Origin of the sequence: Sporomusa sp. (genome assembly GCF_035561155.1) — a bacterium.
Lineage (GTDB): Bacteria > Bacillota > Negativicutes > Sporomusales > Sporomusaceae > Sporomusa.
Map to the genome: position 1 here is coordinate 106,009 of NZ_DATMYD010000153.1, position 24,072 is coordinate 130,080.

Consider the following 24,072-nt stretch of genomic DNA (forward strand, 5'->3'; position numbering starts at 1 on the left):
GGGAGGCCCTGAATATGAATCTGTCGTTGTGGTGTGAGCATGAGGAGAAGACCTCAAAATACAGTACGGTTAAGTACAGTTTTGATGAGAAAGAAGTGCTGTTGAAAGTACAAACTTGGATGTGCCCGATATGCGGAATTCACGGCTCAAATACTGAGATAGCCCAAGCGACAGAGGCCTGTGATTAATCGATAAAAATAATAATGCATACTAGGGGGTACTATTTGTGAAAAGTGATGTTGAAATTGCACAAGAAGCTAAGATGAATCCTATTGTGGAGGTGGCTAATGAATTAGACATTCCCCCTGAGGAACTAGAACTCTACGGTACGTACAAAGCGAAGGTTTCTCTTAAAACCTGGGAACGAATTAAAGACAGGCCTAACGGCAAACTCATTTTAGTCTCTGCCATTAATCCTACTCCTGCAGGTGAAGGTAAAACAACCACAACTGTAGGGCTTGGCGATTCTCTGCGGAGAAAAGGCAAGAAGGTAGTCATTGCCCTGCGTGAACCATCTTTAGGTCCCTGTTTTGGTGTTAAAGGCGGCGCTGCTGGCGGTGGTTATTCACAGGTTGTTCCGATGGAAGATATTAACCTCCACTTTACCGGCGATTTTCATGCGATTACTACTGCGCATAACCTGCTGGCTGCAATTATTGATAACCATCTTCACCATGGCAACGCTCTCGGCATCGATCCCCGCCGCATTACCTGGCGACGGGTGCTTGATCTTAATGAACGCGCTCTCCGGTTTATTGTCTGCGGGCTTGGTGGCAAGGCCAATGGCGTCCCCCGGGAAACCGGCTTTGATATCACGGTAGCTTCCGAAATGATGGCGATCCTTTGTTTGGCTAAAGACCTTGATGATATGAAAGAACGTATTGGCCGGATTATTATTGCCTATACCTATGAAGGTAAACCGGTAACTCCAACTGACCTTAAAGTGACTGGTGCCCTGACACTGCTATTCAAAGACGCTATTAAACCTAATCTTGTACAGACATTGGAAAACACGCCTGCTTTCGTCCATGGCGGTCCGTTTGCCAATATTGCCCATGGCTGCAACAGTGTATCTGCCACGAAATATGCACTAAAATTGGCTGATTACTGTGTCACCGAGGCCGGATTTGGCGCTGACTTGGGTGCGGAAAAATTCATTGATATTAAGTGCCGTTTTGCCGGTTTTCAACCCAGTGCAGTCGTTATCGTAGCCACTGTTCGTGCGCTCAAGATGCATGGCGGCGTTCCCAAGAATGAATTAGCCGGTGAGAACATGGCGGCCCTGGAGAAAGGTCTTGCAAATCTTACCAAGCATATTGAAAACATTCAACAATTTGGCCTGCCTGCTGTAGTAGCTATCAATGCTTTCCCCACAGATACTGCCAAAGAGTTGAACTTTGTAGAAGAAAAATGTAATGCAATGGGCGCTGAAGTAGCACTATCTGAAGTATGGGCTAAAGGAAGCCTGGGCGGGCAGGTGCTGGCGGAAAAAGTGCTGGCTGCTTGTGAGAAGCCTAATAACTTTACATTCGCTTATGATGAAAAGGCACCGATAAAAGATAAAATTGCGGCTATTGCCACTAAAATTTACGGTGCTGACGGCGTTAACTACACGAGTGCCGCAGAAAAGACTATCCAGGAACTTACCACCATGGGCTTTGATAAGACCCCGATTTGTATGGCAAAAACCCAGTATTCTTTGAGTGATGACATGACTAAGATGGGACGCCCAACCGGATTTTATGTTACCGTCCGCGAAGTAAGGGTTGCTGCTGGCGCAGGCTTCTTAGTAGCCATTACTGGCGAAATTATGACCATGCCGGGACTGCCTAAGGAACCTTCCGCTGTAAAGATGGATATCGACAATAGTGGTAAGATTGTTGGTTTGTTCTAGTCCTCGAAAAATGGCAATTGACAAAAACGAGGAAAGCCGTCGGTGCATATCTGATGGCTTTCCTCGTTTTAACACATATAATGGGGGTGAAGGAAAATGCAAAGTGATGCTTCGAGCGCCCAACAGGAGCCTGACAATGAATTGCAACTGCTTGCGGAAAGTTTCCAAAAGGCTTGCAGGAAAATGTGCGATTCTGGAAAGGAGCATCGCGAAATTGCTCAGATTATTAAGCAGATGGGTGCGATCGCAAGAGAAATCTGCTCATTATCCGAATACGAAGTACCCACAATGAGAAAACTGTAGAATTGACACGATTAACACTCTTAGATTCCGGAGGTAATGTATATATGAATAACATAGAAAGTACGCTTGTATTGTTGAAACCGGATGCGGTTAAAAGGAACCTTTGTGGTGAGATTATTAGCCGCTTCGAACGGCGTGGCCTTGCTATTTCTGCGCTTAAGCTAGTGCGGTTGACTCGGGATGTTGCTGCCAAGCATTATGAAGAACATCTGAATAAGCCTTTTTATCCGGCTTTGCTTGAATTTATTACTTCAGGACCTGTTATGGCAATTGTCGTTACCGGACCGCATGCGATCGGTATAGTGCGGAAAATGATGGGGGCTACGAACCCAGCCGATGCTCAACCGGGTACGATACGCGGCGACTATGCTACAACTATGGATAATAATATTGTACATGGCTCAGATAGTGTTGTCAGTGCCAGACGGGAAATTGCGCTTTACTTTACTGAAGAGGAAATCTATGAATGATATAGACGGGAAGGCCGTGCAATAAGTAATACAACATAAAAAAATCAGGTGTCCAGCGAAGCGGCTATCCTGGTTTTTTTCCTTTTTATGAACGATATAATGGCGTTCATGCTTTTTAATTTAGCCGTTGTTGAAGCCGGTAAGTGCTGGGTGCTGATCAAATTCCTCATTGAGGTCAACTAATTTATAGATAGCCGTTATGCGACAGTTTGCATCTTGAGAGATCGAAAGTAGTAAAAGTAATTTTGAGATTTTTTAGAAATATGAGATAAAGGTATTGACAAAGAAAGATCATGCGGGTAATCTATATATAGATGTATATACAACGTGTGAAACTGGATTGGAGGAGAAAAGATTAAATGCTAATAATCGGAGAACTCATTAACACCAGCCGCAAGGCGATTCGTGAAGCAGTAGAAGCAAGGAACGCAGCATACATCCAAGAGGTTGCCAAACAGCAAGAGGCAGCCGGTGCTAATTATCTGGACGTAAACTGCGGAACAATGGTCGGACAGGAAATTGAGTGTATGGAATGGCTGGTAAATACCATCCAAGAGGTTACAGACCTGCCTCTGTGCATTGACAGTCCTGACGTAAATGCCTTAAGGGCTGGACTTTCTCTGGCTAAGACTACTAATGGTAAGCGCATGATAAACTCGACAACGGCTGAAACAGCGCGTTACCAAGCAGTTATCCCGCTAGTTAAAGAGTTTAATGCTAAGATTGTTGCTTTATGTATTGAAGATGCCGGTATGCCGGAAACTGCTGAAGATCGCCTGCGCATTGCCAGCAAGCTGATTGATGACATGGAAAAAGAAGGCATCCAGCAGGATGACATCTATATTGACCCACTGATCAAGCCATTAAGTACTAATGACAAGTACGGCAAGTCAGTATTAGACGCCATCTATGCCATTAAGAAAAAATATCCTGCCGTACACTTAACCTGCGGCTTGAGCAATATCTCCTATGGCTTTCCGAATCGGGCCGTTCTCAACCGGCTGTTTGTAGTACAAACCATGACAGTGGGAATGGACGGTTACATACTGAACCCAACCGACAAAGCCATGATGGGCGTGGTATACGCAGGACAGGCTCTGCTGGGCAATGATAGATACTGCACTAAATATCTGAAGGCTCATAGAAAAGGGCTTTACGAGTAAGTTACTACGGAATCGGGCCTACTTCATAAGTATATATTATATAATTAGGGGGAGATCGTATGTCAAAGATTGATGTTGTAAAAGCGGTAACTGAGTTAGAGGAAGATTTAGTAATTGCTGGTGTAAACGAACAACTGGCAGCTGGCGTACCCGCAGTTGAAATTCTTGCACAACTCCAGGCTGGTATGGAAGGCGTAGGTAAGCTGTATGAAGCTGGCGACTACTACCTGTCAGAATTGATTATGTCGGCAGAGGTATTTTCTAATGCAGCCGGTCTTCTTGGATCAGCTCTTGCCGACTCCGGCGACAGCAAAACCATCGGTACAGTCATCCTTGGCACTGTAAAAGACGACATTCATGATATTGGTAAAAATATTGTTTCCACAATTTTAAGCTGCAACGGTTTCAAAGTAGTGGATATCGGCGTAGACGCTCCTATCGAAACATTTGTTGACGCAGTAAAAACTCATAAACCTGACGTAGTTGGCATGTTCTGCCTTTTAACTACTGCGTTTGATGTTATGAAAGAAACTGTAGCTGCCGTAAAGGCTACTGGTATTAAAACCACTGTTCTGGTTGGTGGCGGTCCGGTTGATGAAAATGTTGCTAAATGGTGTAGCGCAGATGGCTATTGTAAGAATGCCTACGACGCAGTTGAAATGTCTAAAAAGGCTTCAGGCGTTAACTAAAACTGTAGTTATTCCTTTCGTCTATACCTTGGATGTGCGTCTAATTATTTAATGATTTGAGTTGAAGGAGGGTGTCTTCTCTATATGGATTGTGAGAATAAAAAACCAAAAGCCAGCGTCAGCGAGAATGAGTTTGATACCTTGCCGGATAGCCAGGACGCACATGCACAGTTGGATATAAAGTACGATCGGGATGAGATAGCTCCAATTATTGATAGGATATTGAGCATTGCAAAAGAAATTTGCTGTCTTTCTGAGCTGGAAGTCCCTGTAGAAGCTCCCCATGTCGCAAAAGGCTTTCCAAAAGTAAAATAAATAATATGTTGGACCAATCCAAAAGGTGAACTCAATCCGGGTTGCTCTTTAGCAATCCGGATTTCCTGCATAGGAGAACTTAACAAGAACCCTGCCAGGCTTGATAATGGCGGTGTTACAACAATAAATTCATGTCTAGAAGCGGAGGAAAATATGCATATCTTGCTTTTCGGCGGTTTCCTAGGCTCTGGTAAAACAACGACAATATTGCAAGTTGCCAAATATATTACTGAAAACAAGCAGGAAACGGTTGCGCTTATTGAAAATGAAATTGGCGAAGCCGGTATTGATGATAAGCTGTTATCTGATAGCGGCTTACAAGTAAGACCGCTTTTTGGCGGCTGCGTATGCTGCCAGATTACCAGTGACCTGATAAGCGCAGTGCGGGAGATCCATGATACGATAAAGCCAGACTGGCTTGTCATTGAGATGACTGGTTTAGCGATTCCAGGCAATATAGCCAAGTTGATTAACGAATATTGTCATTTCTACACTGGCTTTAAAACAATAACTATTGTTGACATGGGTCGTTGGCCAGAACTAAAAGAAGTCCTTGGGCCGCTTGTTACCGGGCAGGTAGAAAAAACAGACTTTGTTATCATTAACAAAGCAGATATTGCCGGTTCTGACCAGGCGGAAATTATCCGTGATATTAGGGAACTAGTCAGCACCGCACCGATTAGGGTCGCCAGTGCCGCAAATAAATTGCCTCTGGATGTAATAGAGGAGGTAATTGGTTTTGAATAAACTAACCGATGCTTCGGTTTTTAGTAAGACGCATCACATTGGTTTTGAAAAGGCTGTTACGAAGCCCGGCGTTGAGAAACTGGTAATGCGGCTGATACAAGACATTGGCAGACCGTTATCCCATAATGGTATTATCGTGGGGCATATTAAGGTGCTTGCCAAATTGTCGAATGAGGAATTTATCTTTTTATCGCTTACACGGCTGGACAGGGTCGATGTAAAATTTTCAGCTCAGTGGACTACTGACTTAGCCAGTGAATTTAATAGTATCAATTTGGATATCAACGTATTAGTCTTTGGGTATAGTAGAGCAGTCATAGCAGAATTAGTGGATGCTTCACTCGCCGTTTTACGCAGAGAGGGTATATGTGAAGATGGTTGCTAATTGATACAGCAATGCTGTTTCGACGCCTGTCCCAGTAGACAGGCGCGCTACATACATTCCGCCAAAAGAAGAACTACCTACTAATATAATAGTAGTTCTTCTTTTTGGTTTCTATATAATGATCAATAGGAAAGAGGTTTTACTGATGATTGAAGCATCCTCAACCTATACTTTACTTATTGCAGGTAATGATAGGTGTCTGCCGTGTTCACGGGAAAAAACCATTTTGCGTTCACTCATTGACGGGGGCGTGTTTCTGGAAGCGAACTGTGGCGGCAGAGGTACATGTGGTAAGTGTAAGATACAGGTTCTTAAAGGTCAGGTTATAGGTAAAAACGGACTTCAAGTTCAACCCGGCAACGATAATACTTATTTGGCATGCCAGGTTTATCCTCAGGGCGACATCACGATTGTACTGAAGAAGGAGCAAGCCAGTCAAAAAGGTCAAGCCACCGAAATAATTGTTGATGATAGTCTGCCTCTTGTAAAGAAAGTGATTTTGGCTCCTGCCTATCCTACAGTAGATAATCATTATTCTTTGCAGGAGATGATTCGGCAAGCATTGGCGGCACAGACAACAGCAGGCAGTAGTTTTGATAGCACAGGGCTCATCGATAATGCAGCCATGCTGCGACGGTTAAGTGAAGTGGTAGAAACAAAACCCGAGCTTATCACGATTACGCTATTGGATAATCAAGCCATAGCGGTTGAAGCAAATGATACATCAAGCGTGCTGTATGGTGTGGCGTTTGATATTGGTACAACTACAGTCGTCGGCATGCTGGTAGATCTTAATGCGAGAAAAGTCGTTGCCGTGTGCTCGAAAAATAACCCGCAAGCGTCGATGGGGGCAGATGTTATTTCCCGGATTCAAGCAACCCACGAACTGCTTGGTGGACTGGAGGGGCTGTCTCAGCTCATCCGGCGTTGTTTAAATCAAATCATTGCTGAATTATGCAGTTCGGTAGGCGTTGCTGCAAACCATGTGTATGCTGTGACTATTGCCGGTAATGCCACTATGTCTCATTTGGTCCTGGAGATTTCTCCGTCAACGCTGGTACGTAAGCCTTATGCCGCTTTATTTAAGTATATGTCGCCGCTCAACCCGCAGGATATTGAACTGGAGATAAACCCGCAAGGAAAAATCATGGTATTGCCTAATATTGCAAGCTTCGTTGGCTCAGATACGACGGCCGCGATTCTGGCTGTAGACCAGGATATTTCGGATAACCCAATGTTATTGGTAGACTTAGGAACAAACGGCGAAATGGTTATAGGCTATGGCAATATGCTGTATGCCTGTTCGACCGCTGCCGGACCTGCCTTTGAAGGGGCTCATATACGCGATGGTATGCGTGCAGCCGATGGTGCCATCACAGACGTTGCTATAACAGAGCAGGATGTCCTGGTACAGGTAATTGGCAGCGGCAAACCTGCCGGTATATGCGGATCAGGGATTGTTAAAGCAGTTGCCGAGCTATTGAAAGCTGGCATAGTAGAGACAAGCGGACGGTTTACTAAATCAGCCGCGAAATTGCCGATACCCCTGCAACACCGCTTGAAGAAGCAGGGGGGGGAATGGGAGTTTGTCCTTGTAGAAGGGAAGAATAGTGCCAGTGGGGCTGATATCTCGATTACTCAAGCCGATGTACGTCAGATTCAACTGGTGAAATCATCAATATGTACAGGCATCCAATTTTTAATGGAAAGGCTGCATAGTGAAAGCGAGCTAACAGTATGTTTAGCTGGCGCCTTTGGCAATTATATTGACATTGACAGTGCATTAACCATTGGAATGCTGCCAGGACTTAAGAAAGAGGTCATCTGCTCTGTCGGCAATGCGGCTGGTACAGGGGCAGTTCAGGCGTTACTATCTGCAGCGAAAATGCAAAGATGCATGGCTATTGCAAGCAAAGCCAACTACATAGAATTGGCAGCGCAGCCTGGTTTTCAAAATAGGTTCTTGGCCAATCTTACATTTCCATTAAGTTAATTCGAGAATATGAAATCCAGTTGGTATCACTAAATGCCAAAGAGCAGGGCTAATCACAGCCCTGCTCCTTATTTTCATTACCATTCGAAGCTGCCGCTTTATTCTTGCCCAATACTAAACCAATGGCAACAACAATAATAGCAAACAGCGCGGCTATATCGGCATGATTAACATCATACAAGTCCAGATACTGCGCGATGAAGGCATCTGAGGCAATGATGCCGCCGGAGGTCCAGCCTAAGAATAGTGCTCCAATCCACATGATAAACGGGAATCTGTCTAGAATACCTGCGATGATGGAGCTGCCGCCAATAATGACCGGAAAACTTATCAATAGCCCTATACCTAACAATAACGGATTACCCTCGGTAATAGCCGCGACTGCTAACACGTTATCCAGACTCATGATTGTATTGGCAATCATAATCTTGAGAATTGTCGGGAGCAAATCCAGGTTCTCAATCGGTTGTGTTAGAGCGGCTTCATCTGAAATTAATAACCTTACGGCAACCCCTGTGAGAACAACTCCACCCACTATTTTAAGATAAGGAATATCTAATAAAATTGAGGCTGTATATGTCAGGAGAATTTGCATTAAGACTGCACCAAGGCTGCCCAGTAACAAGATGGTTTTCTGGTGTTTTGGTTTTAGCCCCTGGCTCGCCATAGCAATCGCAAGGGCGTTATCTCCTGAGAGCAACAGGTTAACTGCTATAACACTTAATAAAATTGACCAATCCACATAGTTCCCTCCTTATTCTTGCCTTCACTAGACTATGATTATGGAGAATAAAGGGTGACTTCGCTTACTTCAGCAGGTTTTTTGGACAAAATAGAGAAATATGGTATTATATTTTTGACTAATGCTATTGTGTGAAAGGGGTTACTTATTATGGCGAAAGACTGTTCCTTCGATATTGTATCAGAAGTAGATATGCAGGAGATGGATAATGCTGTCAATCAGACTACTAAGGAGATTGGGCAGCGCTACGATTTCAAAGGCAGCAAAGCTGAAATCGTTATGGATAAAGAGTCCTTAAAATTATCAGCTGAAGATGAGTATAAGCTTGGAGCAATGCTCGACATTCTGCGGACCAAAATGGTTAAGCGTAACGTTCCTTTAAAGTGTCTGGATGTTGGTAAAATTGAGTCTGCATTTAGCGGTACGGTCAAGCAAACGGTTACCATACAAAAAGGCATCAGTAAGGAAAAGGGCAAAGAGGTAATTGCTTACATTAAAGAACAGAAGCTTAAAGTCCAGGCGCAAATTATGGATGACCAATTGCGGGTAACCGGCGCTAAAAAGGATGATTTGCAGGCAGTTATTCAAAAGCTTAGAGAAAAAGATTTCGGAGTAGATCTGCAGTATATTAACTTCCGCTCGTAAATGTAAACCCCGCTAACTTAGTGTTAGCGGGGTTTTTGGTGCTCTGATTTTGTTAAATCAGGTGATGGAGAGTAAGAGTTCAATAGAGCCGAAGGTGAGGGTAATAGGAATCCGGCAGCCAGTGGATTTGATACTATCGGAATAGGCCTGAACAGTCTGAGGTTTAAGGTCGAGTTCTAGACCTCTGTCTGCCATATTGATTAAGAAAATACCATTATGCAGATTCAAAAACTCGGCTACACTGTCTTTCGCCAACTCGTCAACCTGGGTTATCTCTTCCTGGCTAAAACGACTGGCAAGGTCGATTAGTGATGAATCGCTTAGCACTAAGGAGGCAGAAAGAGTCTGATTGCCAACAGCTTGCTGGGAAATAATCCAACCTTCCGGTTGCTTGGTTAGCGGCAGAGGACGAGACAGTAGCGGCTGGTCATTAAGGAACCGGACGATATTCTTTAAGAGAAGGGCCACATATTCATAATGCAAACGGCCTAATTCATCTTGGGGAAAGTCGAGGAATAAGCGAACAATTTGGTCAATATCGTTGCTTTGTAATGATTGCAGTAGATCTTGTGACAGGTGGTTGTCTTGTTTAAAGCTCTCGAGGGCGGCTTCCAACTGGCTTAGTGTGAGATATTTTTTATCAATAATGGCCTGATTTAAGCCTAAATGACGACTATTTTGCTGCTTAAGCAGGTTGTCAAGCTGCAATTGGGTGAGATAGCCTTTGCTTAAAGCAATTTCGCCAAAACGTCGATCCATGGTTCGCTGCAGCTCGTGAACCTCTTCGATTTGAATTGCTGTCATTAGCGCTGAGTTGAGAGCCAATACACCAAGTTTTACCCGGGTGGATTGTTCATAAGCGAGTAAATCACAAAGCTGATCGGCTGAGATAATGCCTTTATTGAAAAGATATTGGCCAAAATATTGAGTAAACATGGTTGCCTCCCTTACTATTTAGAATAGCCGACAGCCTTAGCAATCTGGTCTCTGTTATAGGGTTTTTGAATAAAATCAGCTGCGCCGTGTTTGAGCGCTTCCAGTACTTTAGAGGAGGTGCCGGTAGATGATAGCATGATAACTTTAGCGCACTTGTCAAGCTCTCTAATCTGCTTAAGCGCTTCCAAACCGTCTAATTCAGGCATAACAATATCCATAAAAATTGTGCCTGGTTTATGGTTTTTAAATAGTTCTACACATTCGACACCGTTTTTTGCTTCATACACTTGGCAGTGCATTTCTTCTAATAGATCACGAAGCTTTTTGCGAACAAGCATTGAATCGTCACAGATTAATACCTTGGAAGTACAAGTATTCACCATAAAAACTCCTTCCGTTAACAGTTAACAAATGTAATCTTTTAACATATTCTAAATATTTTTAGCAAATCCTGCAGATTATGGAATTTTAATATGTGGGTTGCTAATGAATTTAAGTTCCAAATTTAAGTGAGATTGCCATACTGGTGTTTGTCATTCACTCCAAACACAGTGAAGCAATCTTGCTGTCTGTTGTACTATGTTTACGCTACCGCGTTGTTACAATCAAGGATCGTAAAGGCTTTACTCAGCCGGGTACGGTCAAAGGCGTCTTTAACAGTACCGTGCAGACCGTAAATAATGATATCGCCACCCTGTTGCACTGCACGTTTCTGAATATTGACAAGCATGCCTAAACCGGTTGAATTAATATTGCTTACCTTGGAAAAATCAACATTAAAGTTACAGTAGCCGTCGGCTATATATGTCAGCATAGTTTCACGGACTCGGGCGGCCAGTTCTCCTTGCAGGTTTCCTGCAAGAATTGCGATAACCTGGCAGTTTTCAATAAGAAACTCTTGGTTTTCCATTTTCACGCCTCCAATTTATTCACATACTGTTCGGTTCTAAAGAATGCAATGGCAGATTTTAAGTTGGCAGCCATTTTGTTGGTGCCAGTCGAGTTGGCAGCAAGGGAGTCCATGACGGTTGCTGTTTGGTTGGTGGCTGTTGAGACTTCTTCAGCCTGGTGAGCGGTGTTTTCTATAACAGTAGCCAATGAGTCAATCAGATCAATAATCCGGTCTGACTGTGTGACCTCTTCATCGGTGATTGCCATTACGGCCTCAATGTCAGTTACTGTGCTGTTGATGGCTGAAAAAATATTCTCCAGAGCACTCTGAGCTTGGCTGGCGCTGGCTACGCCGTCTTCCACTTCAGCCCGGCTGCCTTGCATGGCCTGAGCGGCGGCTGTGGTACTTTCCTTTACCCTTTGAATGAGTGCCGATACTTCAGACGCTCCCTTGGTTGACTGATTAGCCAGTTTCTTGACCTCTTGTGCTACCACAGCAAAACCGCGGCCAGCCTCACCGGCCCGGGCGGCTTCGATGGCAGCATTCAATGAAAGCAGGTTTGTTTGTGAGGCAATACCGGTTATGGTATCGGTAATAGCCCCGATTTTTGCAATATATTGATTAAGTGTGATCATTAATTCTTCGGTCTCAAGGGTTTTGTCTCTAATATGGCCCATACAGGCTACTGTGTTGGCCACTGTGTCCCGGCCTTCCAGGGCTGTGTTCAGGGTTGCCTTGGAGTTGGCGGCCGCTGACGTGGCTTCGCGTTTGGCTATATCAACCAGTGAGGAGAGTTCTAACAGCGACTTAGAGACTTCTACAACCAAGGCTGTGCCGACGTGAGCGTCAGCGGCCAGCGTGGAACTGTTACCTGCTACCTCGGCGGCTGTAGTGGATACCTGCTCAACCGAAGCGGCCGTTTCCTCGGAGGCCGCCACTACCTGCTCGGCTGATAAAGAGACTGTTTTTACAAGTGAGCGCAGGTTCGTGACCATGGAATTTATAGCTGTAGCCAAGCGGCCAATTTCATCTGTGGTTGTGACGGTAATTGCTGATAATGCCAGGTTGCCTGAGGCAACTTGTTCGACGCAAGTAACCATATTATGAATTTCCCGGAGCGTTTGGCGTAGGATGAAGAGCGCAATGGCAATGGCGATGCTTAATCCTGTAACAATCATGCCCGAAAATAGCATGGTCAGCCAATTGTACCGATTATCAGCGCTTTGATATTCTCTTTTGGCTAACTCGAGCTGAAGGTTGATAAGTTCGGATAGTTTACCTGAGACTGGCTCAATACTTGAGTACAACTCTTCGATCATAAAAGCTCTCAAGGCCGGTTTATCTTCTTTTACCATAATATCCGCTGCTTTGGTCAGTGCTCCGTCCGCAATACCCATGAAACCGTCAATCTGAGCGACCATTTGTTCTTCTTCAGTTGTTGATACATGGCTTTTGTAGGTACTCCACTGGTCTTTGATAATTTGGGCCCCTTCGCTCAGCCTGTTTCTGCCTAGCGCCCAGGCCATGTGGCCATCGCTGACTTTGTGGCAGGTATCTACAACATTTACCGTGAGTGCCTCAGACATGATTTTTAGCTCCTGGAGAGCGATAATCCGGCTTGTGTACATATTTTTAAGGGCATCGTTGGAGGTCTTTATACCTTGTAACCCGACTATACCGATAACAATAGACAATAGCGAAAAAATGGCTACAACGATGAGCAACTTTGCTCTCAGGCTTAAGTGGCGTAACAAACTAGAAGAGACCTTTTCCTGTAGTTCTTTTAGCTTGTTGGGCAGTCTTAGCTTGTTGGGCAGTTTTAGTTGACAGCGTAACCTAGCAGGTATTTTAATGTTGAATTTTTTTGGAAGCCTGTTACTGGCTGCAATCCGTTTTAATAAGTTCACGCTGTACTCCTTTACATTCGTGTATTTTTTTCATTGGTCATATTTGCTATTGCTATAAAATGTTAGTCTTTGGCAAGGGATTATCCTTCACTGGTATTTTAAGGTAGCGTTAACTTTATGTTAAGTTTCTGTTATCCGGTTATAATGACAGAATCAATAGAAATCGTGTAGACATAAGCGTCAGCAAAAATATATAATTATTATGAAAAATCAATATAGCAAAAAACGCACAAGGAGAACCTCTATGGCTAAAAAAGCTAAAAAAAGCAATAATTTTAAATGGATACTGGCGCTGGTGGCCATTTTTGCAGCTATCATCTTTTATCAAACAGGTCACCCCCCAGAAAGGTCTCCAGCACAGCCTGAACCCGGTTATAATCTGGAAAAGACAGGGGCCGGTGTGGTACTTGATTTCACAGCAACTGCTGCTAAAGTTCATACTGCTGTTGATAGCGGTTTGACAAATGCTAAATTAACCCCGAAAGAGGTTAAAGAAGCTAAGCGGGAGGTTCCGCGCAAAGGGGTAGAAGGCGTTATCCGCTGGCATACCAGGAGTATGCTCGTTGTACTCCCGGAAAATGTATCGCCAGAAGGCCTGGAACAAGCTTTAACCCCGTTTGTGGCTTCAGCAGGCGGCAAGGTAATCGGTACTGAACCGGATACTTATAACGGAGCGCCGGCAGTGCGGATTGATGTCGGTATCAAGGATATTTTAAACAGCGAACCGCTTACTCTAGTGACTGACCGGATCTATATTGTTAAAGATAAAGGTGTACTGCCTGCTAAACCCAAGGCTGAGGCCCGCCAGGGTGACATGGCAATCGTAATTGATGATTTCGGCTATACCCGGGAACCGATTGCCGGTTTTGCCGATATGGGACGGCCCATCACTTTCTCGGTGCTGCCATACCGCCAGTATAGTAACGAGGCGGCAGCCAGGGCACTCAGTGCCGGCCATTTGGTTATGCTGCACCTGCCGCTTGAGCCGCTGTCAACAGCTGAAGAGGTTGAGCCAACAGTGATACGGGTCGAAATGAGTGATGAAGACATCAGGCAGACAGTGGACAAAGCCATTGCCTCTATACCTGGCCTCAAAGGCGTCAATAATCACCAGGGATCTAAGGCAACTGCAGACAGGCGGGTTATGAAAACGGTGCTGAGTGTTATCAAAGCGCATAATCTGTTTTTTATTGATAGCCGCACCAACGGTAAAACGGTGGCCGCTGAAGTGTCAAGGCAACTAGGGCTGCGGACAGGAGAAAATGAGCTGTTTTTAGACAACAGCTCTGACGTTGAACTAATAAAAAAACAACTGCGTAAAGCAGTTGATATGGCTCACAAAAATGGCAACGTAACAGTCATTGGCCATGCCCGGCCTAATACGGTCATCGCCGTGCGGGACATGATACCGGAAATGGAAGCAGCCGGTATCCGGCTGGTATATGCGGATCAGCTGGTTAGATAGTTTGATTGCTCCTGCTTCTAGTCAATGAACTCTTATGAGGGATAATACTATTTCAAGAGCTATAAGGAGGATGACGGCAACCTCCATGATTTCGGATCTGTTGGTCACTACTTCATCAGTCAGCAGGTTGTAGCTGCGTTGAATGACCTCTACCCGCTGATCAATACTGGCCGTCCAATCCTGGATTCGTAAGATGCGCAGGTAGGTTGTATACACCCTGGCGTAGAAAACATCTTCTGTGATTCTTAACGAGTTTTCGATTTCGCTGGTGATAGAGGTAATATCAGCCATCAGCTCTAACAGCTGCCGCCTGATACGGCGATACTTGCCAAGCCGCCGGTAGACAATGGTGCGCTCGGCTTCGGTAATAGCGTCATACATTTTGTCAATTTCCTGATTGAGCATCAGATCATAGTAGCGCAACTCCAGGAACTGGGCATTGGCAAACTCCAGCAGATCGGGGATATCCGGGCTGCCGGACGGGTCATAAACAATTACGGTGGTCCAACCGAGTATGGTAAAGTCATCAGCATAAGATAAACGGTTTGCCAGTGTTTCCCGCCGCGTTTCAGGACTGACAGGCTCTTTCTCAGAAAGGAGAATAGGCACAGGATCCCAGTCCTGCTGCCATTCACGGAAATAGTAAACGACTAAGTCTTCTTCAACCGCAGGCGCGCGCTCGCCCTTAAGTGCCGGACGAATGCCGGACAAGACTGCCTCAAGCGTACTAAGGAAAATTGCATCAGGAATATGGTCGATGACCGGGGCCAGGTTAATTAAATCCTGATAAGTATAATTAGCGGGCAGGTTAACCTTTATAATAATGCTGATGACGCCGAAAACATATATCCTGGCGCGGACATCAGCTGAGAAAGTGCTGTTACCGATCGGGATTTGCTGCGGTGCGAGCATGACTGTGACTGGCGGATCTTTAAAAGCGATGGCCTTAGGTGATACACGGGTCAGGCGCAGCCGGGATACATGACCGCCAATAGCCAGCAGGGATTCGGCCTTAGCCAGATCAATAGAGTTAGCAGTGTCAAATAAGCGATAGACTAATATGGATGCCTGCATGACGTAGCTCCTTATAGCGAAGTTACAGATAGTTTAGTATGAGCCTAAAATGCCAAAAAAACACCCCGCTAGCGAAGAAGCCTGTCAGCTACTTCTTCGTTAGCGGGGTGTTTCCGTTTCACAACTTATGGGCGGGAAATCTCAAAATCGTCAGAGGCTATTGATACTGGCTGCGGCTCAGGTGCTTTAAGGACAATGGTAAAAATGGCATTAGACTGTTTGATCGGGTTTTTTGATATATAGGCGACACTTTGCAGGGTTGAGCCATTGTTCTGGAGGGCTATGTTCATTCGTAAATGATAATTTGTAGGTACATCTAGCTCAACTTTTTCGTTATCTGACGGGGAGGAGATGCTGAATGTCTTGCCAAAACTGGAGATGCCATAGCATAATCCCTCGCTTTCAAATTGAGGTATTATTCGATAAATATCCATAGTTTTCCTCTTTATTACCAGGTCAATTTTTCATTCGCAGAAATGCTCAATAATTTCACACTAGAGCTAGGCTGTATTGGCGGGATATTTTTTTGTGTGCGGCCAAACTCTGTCATATATGTCCAGTAACGCTTTGGCATGTGGCTCATGCGGCACTGTGGGTTATGCCGTCCCTGTATCGCAATGGTATCGTAAAATAGCTGCCATAGTTCGCGAAAGGTTTGCTCCTGTGCATCTACTTCAGGCAGTTCAAGGGCGCCGATAGGAATGACCGCAGACTGGTATGGCTGATACACCAGTCCCATGCCATGTGTTTTATCATGGATTAAAAAGCGCTCTTCTGGATAACGCTCACAAAAATGCTGCACCAGCAGCGGCAGTACGTAATTTTTCGGCTCGATTTCGCCCACGAGAACGTTGTTGAAAATAGAAAATCGCAGGAATCCTTTTAGCAAATGACTTTCCCTGTCTAAATGATTAACCGCTTTAAAGAGTGTATTCACCACGTCCGTTGGTCAGCATATTGATTACAGACGGGCCATGACGGTACCCTAGCCGCAGGAATAGCAGGATGTTTAACTCTTTTTGAACAAGACAAGTTAAAAAGGCGTGTCGTACAAAATTTAGTGCTACAGTCCCCAGCTTTTTAGGGATGGAGGCCAATACCCGGCTTGCTTTTTGCAAATCAGTCGGAATTTCTTTTACAGAAAAGAGCAGGGGCTGGGATGTATCAGGCAAAAGAATATCCATCGGAATTTCTTTTTTTTCATAACTTTCAAATACGCAGCACAATAATCCGTCAAAACTTCCATCATAACGGTAAATCAGATCTGACTGGTTATGCATTTTAGTATATCCTCCTGTGGCAAGGGTAGCATCGACGGTTGGTCAAAAAGGGAAAGCTGTTCTGTCTGCAAGGAGAAGCTCGAATGATATAGTTCCAGCGTTTTTTCGGATAGTAACGAGCGGAGCACCGCATTTTGTGCAATTTTTATGCCGTCCGCTGTTTTTCCGCCGCAGGTGATAAAATACTGCGCGCGTTTGAGGACAACCCCTAGATTTTTCAGGCCATCAAAACGGAGAGCCGTTGTACGACGGGCAGTTACAATCCGCTTGGCACTGGTTACGCCGATGCCTGGCACTCGCAGCAAGTCGCGATAGGGAGCACGGTTGACATCCACAGGAAAAGAATCCATATGATTAAGTGCCCAGTTGCATTTAGGATCTAAATAGGGATTAAAACTTTGATGCTGCTGATCGAGAAGCTCGTTAGCGGCAAACCCGTAAAACCTGAGCAGCCAGTCCGCCTGATAAAGCCGGTGTTCACGCCAAAGCAGTGGTTTTGTATCTAAAGTAGGCAGGAGGCTATCTTCAACTACCGGCATATAGGCAGAGAAAAAGACGCGCTTCAGTTTATATTTCTTGTAAAGACCTTCTGCTAAATTCAAAATTTGAAAATCTGTGTCTGGTGTAGCACCTATAATCATCTGCGTGCTCTGTCCGGCGGGAACAAACTTAGGTGCGTGCCGATACTTTACTATATCTCGCGAATTTTCTTGTATGCGGTTTTGAATATAGCCCATGGGTGTAAAAATGGAATGCTTTGACTTGTCTGGTGCCAAGAGCCGCAAACTGTTCTGAGAGGGTAGTTCAATATTCACACTCATCCGGTCTGCCAGCATACCAAGGCGGGTGAGCAGTGCACTGTCTGCTCCGGGGATGGCCTTGGCATGGATGTATCCGGAAAAACGATACTCCTCTCGCAGAATACGCAGTGCCTCAATCATTTGTTCGCAGGTATAGTCTGGACTTTTCAGCACGCCAGAGCTTAAAAAAAGGCCCTCAATGTAATTACGACGATAAAAATTGATGGTCAGCTCAGCTAATTCCCGTGGCGTGAAGGAAGCCCGAGGCGTGTCATTAGACAAGCGGTTAACGCAGTATTTACAATCATAAGCGCAAACATTGGTCATCAGCACTTTTAACAGGGAAATGCACCGCCCGTCTGCTGAAAAGCTGTGACAGATACCACTAGCGGCCGCACTGCCAATTCCTCCGGCAGCCGCCTTTTTATTCACTCCACTCGAGGTGCAGGCCACATCATATTTTGCCGCGTCGGTTAGAATCTTCAACTTATCAAAAACATCCACGTACATCAACTCCCTTACTTGCCTTTATTATAACCCAGAACATATGTTCTAGTAAAGGAGTATAACCATATTTTCACCGATGTGTAAAAGGAGACAAAAAGCATGTATAGCGGAAGGAATAGGCAGTTAGCGCGTCGAACAAACAACTACCACTTTTTCGGAGGTATACATGCAAATCCTTGACCGCTTATATAATTATGTAAATTATTTACTCAAACTTAATACACTCAAATCTCAGCTGCGGTTTTGGGGGTTTATGCTGGTGCTGCTGCCTTGTGTAAGTTTAATGCTTGTTTTCACGTATTACGAATTGCAGAATACCAAGCGCGAAAAAATTGACAATCTGCAGCTGATGATTACTATGCAGCATGCCACAATTGACAAGTGGTTTAACGAACGGTCTTCGGTAATCAGAGATATGACAAACTGGCCTGTTATTAAAGCACAGGAACCGGATATTGCGGCCATTAATGACAGAATACAACAGTTTTTGCAAAGTCAGGACGAGTTTTTTAATGTCGGGTATATTAATAAGGACGGTATTACTATTGTCAATCCATTAGCAGCGCCTGGACGTGATGTGTCTGACCGCCTTTATTACCATGTTGCCAAGCAGGGAAAAGAATACATAAGCGATGTGCTTATCGGCCGGGGGGCAGCTGCCGGCCAGCCTGTAATTGTTTTTTCTTCGCCGGTTTTTGATGAAAAGGGTCAGTTTAAAGGCCTTATTGCAGGCTCTGTCAAACTGACCACAATTGATAAAATTATGCAGCAGTTCCATTTTGGCCGGACTGGCGAAACATATCTGGTCAACCAGGATGGGTTAATGATTACCGAATCCAGGTTTACAGACCAGATGGTAAAAACAGGTGTGATCAAAGATACCAGTAGGTTAAACCTCAGTATCAACACCGAAGCTTTTCGTTTGGCCCGTCAGGGACAAGCTGGTTATGCCGCCTATACAGACTACCGTGGTCATGAGGTCCTTGGCGCTTACCGCTGGCTGAATAGCCGCAACTGGATCATTATTGGCGAGGTTGAGCAGACAGAGATACTAGAACCTTTCTACCGGGAGATCGGTATTATGTTTGTGTGTTTCTTGACGCTGATGGCCGCTTCATTGCCCTTATCCATGGTTTTGGCAAACAGATTGGAAACCCCCATCAGGCGATTAATTGCCGGGGCTGATGCAATGCGGACTGGTGATTACAGTTATCGTGTTGAACAAAGCCTTATTGATGGTTCAGTTTCCGAAATCAGAGATTTGTGTAATATCTTTAACTATATGGCTGAAAACATCAGCACAAAAACTGAAACCCTGAACTGTGCCAACCAGGCGTTAACCGAAGCAAGGGACACAGCGCTTGATGCTTCAGTGGCTAAATCGCAGTTTTTGGCGAATATGAGCCATGAAATCCGTACCCCGCTAAATGCAATATTAGGAATGGGCGATTTGCTCTGGGATACCTCGCTTACCACAGAACAGGAAAAGTATGTTAGAGTATCCAGATCGGCGGGAGAAAACCTGCTTAATCTCATTAATGATATCCTTGACATTTCTAAGGTAGAAGCAGGGCATTTTTCGCTAGACAAGGTAGAGTTTGATTTAACTGATATTGTAGAAAAAACCTGTGAGATACTGGCACTAAGAGCCCATGAAAAGGATATTGAGCTTAGTCAGTATATAGCGCCAGGTACGCCTGTCAATCTGGTTGGCGACCCGGCGCGGTTGCGCCAGATCATTACCAATCTGGTAGGTAATGCCGTAAAGTTTACTGAATCAGGTGAGGTTGTCTTAGAAATAAAGGAAGGTCTCCAATTACAAGACGGCAGACTGGAATTGAGCTTTATTGTTCGTGATACCGGTATTGGTATTCCACTAGACAAACTTGACCATATTTTTGAACGGTTTACTCAGGTGGATGCCTCCGATACCCGCAAATATGGCGGGACCGGGCTGGGGCTTGCGATATCGAAGCATCTGATAGAGATGCTGGGCGGGAGTATCTGGGTCGAAAGCACGCTTGGTGCCGGCAGCATCTTTTCTTTCACCGCGCTATTTGACCGGGGCAGTGAGCAAGCGCGCGCGGGCCAGCTATCTATTGACTGTATAAAAGACCAGAAGGTCTTGATCATCGATGATAATGCCACGAACCGGCTGATTTTGCGGGAAACGCTGACGGCTTGGGGCGCTCAGGTGGACGAAGTCAGCTCAGGTCAGGCGGGATTAGCGCAACTTGAACTTGCCAGCGCAAATGATACACCCTATAGTTTAGTCCTTCTAGATGGCTGCATGCCGGAAATGGATGGCTTTGAGGTGGCGGCGCACATCAAGGCAGCGCCGCATATTGCCGGAACTACAGTCATGATGCTGACATCAAATGCCCGCAGCGGTAATATCCAGCGGTGTACCGAACTGGGTATTGCCGGCTATCTGGTTAAGCCTGTTAAACGCTCAGAGCTGCGGCAGTCAATACTGAACGTTCTGGGACGATGCCAGCTACCTGGAGCAAGCACTTTACATGATCAGCAGATGACTGACGAGAGGCAGCAAATACCAGTAAAAATTTTACTTGTAGAAGATTCGGTGGATAATCGATTACTGATCGAATCTTATCTAAAAAAGACATCTCACCAATTAGACATGGCTGTCAACGGTGAGATTGCTGTTGCAAAGTTTAAGTTAAGCCGCTATGACCTGGTGTTTATGGATATGCAGATGCCGGTAATGGACGGGTACCAGGCCACAAAAGCCATCAGAAATTGGGAACGTGAACAAGGACTTGAGCGTACACCCATTGTAGCACTAACAGCCTATGCTCTGCAGGAAGACACAGCCAAGACCCGGGAAATGGGTTGTGATGCCCATCTTACTAAGCCAATCAAAAAAAGCGTGCTCTTAGAAGCTATCGCGCGCTATGCCGGAGGGAAGCAAACATGAAAGATGTTGTTGTCATTGATCGGGATCTGGAGGATTTAATCCCGGGATTTTTAGCCAATCGCCAAACAGATATTAGTGCAATTAAGGCAGCTGTTGACGTTCAAGATTACGAATCAGTGAGAGTTATTGGTCACACCCTAAAGGGCATTGGCGGCGGCTATGGCTTTGAGCGAGTGACCGAAATCGGGGCCGCCGTTGAACAGGCCGGTAAACGTAAAGATGCGGTGGCAGCGTACGAATTGGCGCAAGAACTTAAACAATATCTTGAGTTTGTTGAAATTCGCTATGAATAGCGGGCGTGGAGGTTTTTAAAGAGTGGCAATTTTGCTTGTGGATGATTCGGCTGACAGCCGTACGCTGATAAAAAGAACATTAGAGAATAATGGGTTTAGCGAGATCGTTACCGCCGAATCAGCAACTGATGCCTTCGCCTTGCTAGGGTTAGATCAGCCGGCTTGTGTGGCAGAGCATATTGATCTTATCCTGATGGATGTTATAATGCCGCGTGTGGATGGGATCGAGGCCTGCTCACTCTTGAAATCACACAAATGTTTCAAAGATGTACCAGTGATCATGATTACAGCAAGCGCTGACGCCGAGACGTTAGACAAAGCATTTGCCGCCGGTGCGATGGACTTTATCAGCAAACCTGTTAAACAGCTTGAACTTAAAGCACGAGTTCATTCAGCGCTGAAAATCAAAGCCGAAACAGATCAGCGCAAAGCCCGGGAGGCTGATCTGGTAAAAGTGCTGGAAAAACTGGAAGACGCCAATAGAGAACTAAGCCGCCTGTCATCGCTGGACGGGTTAACCGGCATTGCGAACAGGCGGCATTTTGATCAGATGTATGATATGGAATGGCGGCGGGCAGTCAGAACAGGGCAGGAATTGTCGGTTATCTTTCTCGATATCGACTTTTTTAAACTTTATAATGACACTTACGGCCACCAGGAAGGCGACGAGTGCTTAAAGCAGGTGGCAGCCGCCGCCGGCAGTGTGTTGAAGCGGCCAGGTGATTTGCTAGCCCGCTTTGGCGGTGAAGAGTTTGTCATTATTCTGCCGGAAACAGGTATCGAAGGCGCTCAGGCATTGGCTGAAACCATTCGCGCTGCTGTCGAAGAGTGTAATATACCGCACAGTGCCTCAAAAGTGTCTGACCATGTAACGGTGAGCATTGGAGTTGCCGGTGGCCAGGTGACGTTGACAGACACGCCCCCTAAACTGATTAACCAGGCTGATAAGGCATTGTATGAGGCGAAAAACAGCGGGCGCAATCAGGTAAAAGTGTCTACTTCTACTGCCTACCTCTGAGTAATGAGGTATTGCCAGAATAGGTCCAGGCATGCCGGCAGCAGCGGCTGGCGGCTAATAGCATAAAATTGGCGCTCGATTACCGGCTCGGGCAGCGGCAGTGCAATTAACTGTCCGGATGCAAGCTCAGCCTCAACGGCCCAGGCCGAGATAAAGCCAACCCCAATCTTATTCATAATGGCGGCTTTTACAGCCTGATTGCTGCCTGCTTCCATAACAACAGTAAGCTCGTCCGCGGTAACACCGAAGCGGCCTAGTGCGTCTAGGGCCGAGCTTGCCGTGCCTGACGATTTTTTTCGTAAAATAAACGGCAAAGTAAGCAACCAGTCTTTGGCCGGGGAGCTTTGGGCCACTGTTTTGTAGTCTGGGTGGGCTGCAAGCACCAGATTATCAGTCCAGAGCGGTTGGCTAATAAGGCTGTCATCCGGCTTAGTGCCGATTACGGCAATGGGAAATTCACCATGATTAAACTTTTCCAGGATAGTATGGCTGTCGTCTGTTACTAAGGATATGCTTAGGCCGGGGTGGTCTTTTAGGAAATGGGAGAGCAGCGGCGGTAAGATATAATCTGCGGGAATTGTGCTGGCGCCAAGAAGTATCCGGCCGGCTGAACCCTGCGCCATGGCTTGAATTTCTTTATGGGTACCGGCAATCAGGTCGTTTATTATTCGGGTAGTCTCATACAGTCTTTCACCGTATATTGTTAAGGAGACCCCTTTGGATGTCCGTATAAACAACGGGCATCCAAAATTTTTTTCCAGGTTGTCAATGTGAAATGAAACTGTTGGCTGCGTAAGCTCCAGTTTTTTTGCGGCAGCCGAAAAGCTTCCCTCTTCGGCAACATATGAGAATACAGTTAAAGATTGTATATAAGACATGCTTTCACCTCAATTAATTAGTGCGGATTAAACTACAGTAATTAATTCGCAGAGTAAGATAAATTTTCCTGTTAAAGCCTGGCAGGGCAGGAATATTATTGTTAATATATAATATTTATTTATGTACTAAAAATATTTTCTATGAGGTGATGGTGTGAACTGGTTAATTATTATCACCGGGGTGGTATTGTCTATTCAGAGAAAAACTTGTGCCAGTAGGTAAAGGAGTTTGATAAGCTATGGCGAATGTTCTTGATGTACGAGGCCTAAGCTGCCCAATACTACTGATTAAGACCAAGGCTGCGCTGACTGCTGCCGATATTGTCAGCGTTTTGGTTGACGAACCGCCAGCGAAAGAAAACATTATTAAATATGCTAAGTCTCAAAATTTCCGTGTTGAATGTTTTGAGGCAGGCGGCGAATATACTATTAACATATCCAAATAGGGTAAACGACTACGCCGATTTTATGAAAGGGTTAGTATATGCTCAGTTGTGTAATTACATTTCCTTCAGTTTATCACGCATTCCGGGCCAAAAAAATATTGAAAGAGCACGGCATCAGTGCTGAGTTAATACCGGTGCCGCGTGAATTAAGCGCTTCCTGTGAAGGGTTGGCTGCCCAAGTTGCCGAGCAAGAGGTTGACAAGGCAGTCGAGGTGTTGGGGGCCAAAGGAGTTGCCATGCTGCAAAAGGGTGTCAAGTTGATTAAAGCCTATTAATCCCACGACACCTATGG

28 protein-coding genes are annotated in these 24,072 nt (G+C 45.3%); 17 read left to right on the plus strand and 11 right to left on the minus strand.

Annotated elements, in window-relative coordinates:
* Positions 1-14 precede the first annotated feature (14 nt).
* From VN447_RS20830 to VN447_RS20875, 10 genes are all read left to right on the plus strand, one after another.
* The gene (locus tag VN447_RS20830; protein ID WP_325527927.1) at positions 15-188 is read left to right on the plus strand and encodes a hypothetical protein; all 174 of its coding nucleotides are present in this window, start codon (positions 15-17) and stop codon (positions 186-188) included.
* Between the two features lie 38 nt (positions 189-226).
* Complete coding sequence (locus VN447_RS20835) at positions 227-1,894, plus strand: formate--tetrahydrofolate ligase (RefSeq protein WP_325527929.1); 1,668 nt, start codon at positions 227-229, stop codon at positions 1,892-1,894.
* Between the two features lie 96 nt (positions 1,895-1,990).
* Entirely contained in the window at positions 1,991-2,197 is a 207-nt protein-coding gene (locus tag VN447_RS20840) for a hypothetical protein (protein ID WP_325527931.1), read from the plus strand.
* A gap of 44 nt (positions 2,198-2,241) precedes the next feature.
* Positions 2,242-2,667: a nucleoside-diphosphate kinase gene (gene ndk, locus VN447_RS20845; RefSeq protein WP_325527933.1), complete on the plus strand. Its 426-nt coding sequence runs from the start codon at positions 2,242-2,244 to the stop codon at positions 2,665-2,667.
* A gap of 359 nt (positions 2,668-3,026) precedes the next feature.
* Entirely contained in the window at positions 3,027-3,830 is an 804-nt protein-coding gene (locus VN447_RS20850; RefSeq protein WP_325527935.1) for a methyltetrahydrofolate cobalamin methyltransferase, read from the plus strand.
* A gap of 59 nt (positions 3,831-3,889) precedes the next feature.
* The gene (locus VN447_RS20855; RefSeq protein ID WP_325527937.1) at positions 3,890-4,519 is read left to right on the plus strand and encodes a cobalamin B12-binding domain-containing protein; all 630 of its coding nucleotides are present in this window, start codon (positions 3,890-3,892) and stop codon (positions 4,517-4,519) included.
* 84 nt (positions 4,520-4,603) lie between these two features.
* Positions 4,604-4,834 (plus strand): hypothetical protein, encoded by a 231-nt coding sequence (locus tag VN447_RS20860; RefSeq protein ID WP_325527939.1) that lies wholly within the window; start codon positions 4,604-4,606, stop codon positions 4,832-4,834.
* Between the two features lie 153 nt (positions 4,835-4,987).
* Positions 4,988-5,581, plus strand: a complete 594-nt coding sequence (locus VN447_RS20865; protein ID WP_325527940.1) for a GTP-binding protein — start codon at positions 4,988-4,990, stop codon at positions 5,579-5,581.
* A complete protein-coding gene (locus VN447_RS20870; protein ID WP_325527942.1) occupies positions 5,574-5,966 on the plus strand; it encodes a hypothetical protein in 393 nt (130 codons plus the stop codon). Before VN447_RS20865 ends, VN447_RS20870 begins: the two co-directional genes overlap by 8 nt.
* Before the next feature lie 145 nt (positions 5,967-6,111).
* Complete coding sequence (locus VN447_RS20875) at positions 6,112-7,959, plus strand: ASKHA domain-containing protein (RefSeq protein ID WP_325527944.1); 1,848 nt, start codon at positions 6,112-6,114, stop codon at positions 7,957-7,959.
* A 49-nt stretch (positions 7,960-8,008) separates the two neighbouring features.
* Here the strand turns inward: VN447_RS20875 and VN447_RS20880 are convergent, their stop codons facing one another.
* Positions 8,009-8,701, minus strand: coding sequence for a YjbE family putative metal transport protein (locus VN447_RS20880; protein ID WP_325527946.1), 693 nt, complete (start codon positions 8,699-8,701; stop codon positions 8,009-8,011).
* Between the two features lie 150 nt (positions 8,702-8,851).
* On the opposite strand from VN447_RS20880, the gene VN447_RS20885 reads away from it, so the two are divergent.
* Positions 8,852-9,346 (plus strand): YajQ family cyclic di-GMP-binding protein, encoded by a 495-nt coding sequence (locus tag VN447_RS20885; protein ID WP_325527948.1) that lies wholly within the window; start codon positions 8,852-8,854, stop codon positions 9,344-9,346.
* A gap of 57 nt (positions 9,347-9,403) precedes the next feature.
* Here the strand turns inward: VN447_RS20885 and VN447_RS20890 are convergent, their stop codons facing one another.
* From VN447_RS20890 to VN447_RS20905, 4 genes are all read right to left on the minus strand, one after another.
* A complete protein-coding gene (locus VN447_RS20890) occupies positions 9,404-10,282 on the minus strand; it encodes a hypothetical protein (RefSeq protein ID WP_325527950.1) in 879 nt (292 codons plus the stop codon).
* Positions 10,283-10,296: 14 nt separating this feature from the next.
* Positions 10,297-10,665, minus strand: a complete 369-nt coding sequence (locus VN447_RS20895; RefSeq protein WP_325527952.1) for a response regulator — start codon at positions 10,663-10,665, stop codon at positions 10,297-10,299.
* A 200-nt stretch (positions 10,666-10,865) separates the two neighbouring features.
* Positions 10,866-11,192 (minus strand): STAS domain-containing protein, encoded by a 327-nt coding sequence (locus VN447_RS20900; RefSeq protein ID WP_325527954.1) that lies wholly within the window; start codon positions 11,190-11,192, stop codon positions 10,866-10,868.
* A gap of 2 nt (positions 11,193-11,194) precedes the next feature.
* A complete protein-coding gene (locus tag VN447_RS20905) occupies positions 11,195-13,081 on the minus strand; it encodes a methyl-accepting chemotaxis protein (protein WP_325527956.1) in 1,887 nt (628 codons plus the stop codon).
* A 244-nt stretch (positions 13,082-13,325) separates the two neighbouring features.
* On the opposite strand from VN447_RS20905, the gene VN447_RS20910 reads away from it, so the two are divergent.
* Positions 13,326-14,546 (plus strand): divergent polysaccharide deacetylase family protein, encoded by a 1,221-nt coding sequence (locus VN447_RS20910; RefSeq protein WP_325527958.1) that lies wholly within the window; start codon positions 13,326-13,328, stop codon positions 14,544-14,546.
* A gap of 21 nt (positions 14,547-14,567) precedes the next feature.
* Here VN447_RS20910 and VN447_RS20915 read toward each other — a convergent pair whose 3' ends face one another.
* From VN447_RS20915 to VN447_RS20935, 5 genes are all read right to left on the minus strand, one after another.
* Entirely contained in the window at positions 14,568-15,620 is a 1,053-nt protein-coding gene (locus VN447_RS20915) for a hypothetical protein (protein WP_325527960.1), read from the minus strand.
* A 125-nt stretch (positions 15,621-15,745) separates the two neighbouring features.
* Positions 15,746-16,054 (minus strand): hypothetical protein, encoded by a 309-nt coding sequence (locus tag VN447_RS20920; protein WP_325527962.1) that lies wholly within the window; start codon positions 16,052-16,054, stop codon positions 15,746-15,748.
* Between the two features lie 14 nt (positions 16,055-16,068).
* Complete coding sequence (locus VN447_RS20925) at positions 16,069-16,560, minus strand: TIGR03915 family putative DNA repair protein (protein ID WP_325527964.1); 492 nt, start codon at positions 16,558-16,560, stop codon at positions 16,069-16,071.
* Positions 16,541-16,900: a hypothetical protein gene (locus tag VN447_RS20930; RefSeq protein WP_325527966.1), complete on the minus strand. Its 360-nt coding sequence runs from the start codon at positions 16,898-16,900 to the stop codon at positions 16,541-16,543. The genes VN447_RS20925 and VN447_RS20930 overlap by 20 nt, the downstream gene beginning before the upstream one ends.
* Positions 16,879-18,204: a putative DNA modification/repair radical SAM protein gene (locus VN447_RS20935; protein ID WP_325527968.1), complete on the minus strand. Its 1,326-nt coding sequence runs from the start codon at positions 18,202-18,204 to the stop codon at positions 16,879-16,881. Before VN447_RS20935 ends, VN447_RS20930 begins: the two co-directional genes overlap by 22 nt.
* Positions 18,205-18,373: 169 nt before the next feature.
* Here VN447_RS20935 and VN447_RS20940 point away from each other — a divergent pair, with 169 nt between their 5' ends.
* The 3 genes from VN447_RS20940 to VN447_RS20950 are packed head-to-tail and all read left to right on the plus strand — an operon-like array spanning position 18,374 to position 22,456.
* Complete coding sequence (locus VN447_RS20940; RefSeq protein WP_325527970.1) at positions 18,374-21,145, plus strand: hybrid sensor histidine kinase/response regulator; 2,772 nt, start codon at positions 18,374-18,376, stop codon at positions 21,143-21,145.
* The gene (locus tag VN447_RS20945) at positions 21,142-21,438 is read left to right on the plus strand and encodes an Hpt domain-containing protein (protein WP_325527972.1); all 297 of its coding nucleotides are present in this window, start codon (positions 21,142-21,144) and stop codon (positions 21,436-21,438) included. Before VN447_RS20940 ends, VN447_RS20945 begins: the two co-directional genes overlap by 4 nt.
* Before the next feature lie 22 nt (positions 21,439-21,460).
* Complete coding sequence (locus tag VN447_RS20950; RefSeq protein ID WP_325527974.1) at positions 21,461-22,456, plus strand: GGDEF domain-containing response regulator; 996 nt, start codon at positions 21,461-21,463, stop codon at positions 22,454-22,456.
* Here VN447_RS20950 and VN447_RS20955 read toward each other — a convergent pair.
* On the minus strand, positions 22,447-23,334 hold the full coding sequence (locus tag VN447_RS20955; RefSeq protein ID WP_325527976.1) for a LysR family transcriptional regulator: 888 nt from the start codon (positions 23,332-23,334) through the stop codon (positions 22,447-22,449). The genes VN447_RS20950 and VN447_RS20955 overlap by 10 nt on opposite strands.
* Positions 23,335-23,573: 239 nt before the next feature.
* Here VN447_RS20955 and VN447_RS20960 point away from each other — a divergent pair, with 239 nt between their 5' ends.
* Both VN447_RS20960 and VN447_RS20965 read left to right on the plus strand, forming a co-directional pair.
* Positions 23,574-23,780: a sulfurtransferase TusA family protein gene (locus VN447_RS20960; RefSeq protein WP_325527979.1), complete on the plus strand. Its 207-nt coding sequence runs from the start codon at positions 23,574-23,576 to the stop codon at positions 23,778-23,780.
* 38 nt (positions 23,781-23,818) lie between these two features.
* Positions 23,819-24,055 (plus strand): DUF3343 domain-containing protein, encoded by a 237-nt coding sequence (locus tag VN447_RS20965; RefSeq protein ID WP_325527981.1) that lies wholly within the window; start codon positions 23,819-23,821, stop codon positions 24,053-24,055.
* The last annotated feature ends 17 nt before the right edge of the window (positions 24,056-24,072 follow it).

Bases quoted from the DNA above. Each gene is read 5' to 3' on its own strand.
- VN447_RS20855 (WP_325527937.1), top strand. From the start codon at position 3,890: ATGTCAAAGATTGATGTTGTAAAAGCGGTAACTGAGTTAGAGGAAGAT.
- VN447_RS20920 (WP_325527962.1), bottom strand. From the start codon at position 16,054: ATGGATATTTATCGAATAATACCTCAATTTGAAAGCGAGGGATTATGC.
- ndk (WP_325527933.1), top strand. From the start codon at position 2,242: ATGAATAACATAGAAAGTACGCTTGTATTGTTGAAACCGGATGCGGTT.
- VN447_RS20915 (WP_325527960.1), bottom strand. From the start codon at position 15,620: ATGCAGGCATCCATATTAGTCTATCGCTTATTTGACACTGCTAACTCT.
- VN447_RS20910 (WP_325527958.1), top strand. From the start codon at position 13,326: ATGGCTAAAAAAGCTAAAAAAAGCAATAATTTTAAATGGATACTGGCG.
- VN447_RS20890 (WP_325527950.1), bottom strand. From the start codon at position 10,282: ATGTTTACTCAATATTTTGGCCAATATCTTTTCAATAAAGGCATTATC.
- VN447_RS20860 (WP_325527939.1), top strand. From the start codon at position 4,604: ATGGATTGTGAGAATAAAAAACCAAAAGCCAGCGTCAGCGAGAATGAG.
- VN447_RS20850 (WP_325527935.1), top strand. From the start codon at position 3,027: ATGCTAATAATCGGAGAACTCATTAACACCAGCCGCAAGGCGATTCGT.
- VN447_RS20965 (WP_325527981.1), top strand. From the start codon at position 23,819: ATGCTCAGTTGTGTAATTACATTTCCTTCAGTTTATCACGCATTCCGG.
- VN447_RS20955 (WP_325527976.1), bottom strand. From the start codon at position 23,334: ATGTCTTATATACAATCTTTAACTGTATTCTCATATGTTGCCGAAGAG.
- VN447_RS20885 (WP_325527948.1), top strand. From the start codon at position 8,852: ATGGCGAAAGACTGTTCCTTCGATATTGTATCAGAAGTAGATATGCAG.
- VN447_RS20895 (WP_325527952.1), bottom strand. From the start codon at position 10,665: ATGGTGAATACTTGTACTTCCAAGGTATTAATCTGTGACGATTCAATG.
- VN447_RS20960 (WP_325527979.1), top strand. From the start codon at position 23,574: ATGGCGAATGTTCTTGATGTACGAGGCCTAAGCTGCCCAATACTACTG.
- VN447_RS20930 (WP_325527966.1), bottom strand. From the start codon at position 16,900: ATGCATAACCAGTCAGATCTGATTTACCGTTATGATGGAAGTTTTGAC.
- VN447_RS20945 (WP_325527972.1), top strand. From the start codon at position 21,142: ATGAAAGATGTTGTTGTCATTGATCGGGATCTGGAGGATTTAATCCCG.
- VN447_RS20875 (WP_325527944.1), top strand. From the start codon at position 6,112: ATGATTGAAGCATCCTCAACCTATACTTTACTTATTGCAGGTAATGAT.
- VN447_RS20830 (WP_325527927.1), top strand. From the start codon at position 15: ATGAATCTGTCGTTGTGGTGTGAGCATGAGGAGAAGACCTCAAAATAC.
- VN447_RS20900 (WP_325527954.1), bottom strand. From the start codon at position 11,192: ATGGAAAACCAAGAGTTTCTTATTGAAAACTGCCAGGTTATCGCAATT.
- VN447_RS20840 (WP_325527931.1), top strand. From the start codon at position 1,991: ATGCAAAGTGATGCTTCGAGCGCCCAACAGGAGCCTGACAATGAATTG.
- VN447_RS20865 (WP_325527940.1), top strand. From the start codon at position 4,988: ATGCATATCTTGCTTTTCGGCGGTTTCCTAGGCTCTGGTAAAACAACG.
- VN447_RS20940 (WP_325527970.1), top strand. From the start codon at position 18,374: ATGCAAATCCTTGACCGCTTATATAATTATGTAAATTATTTACTCAAA.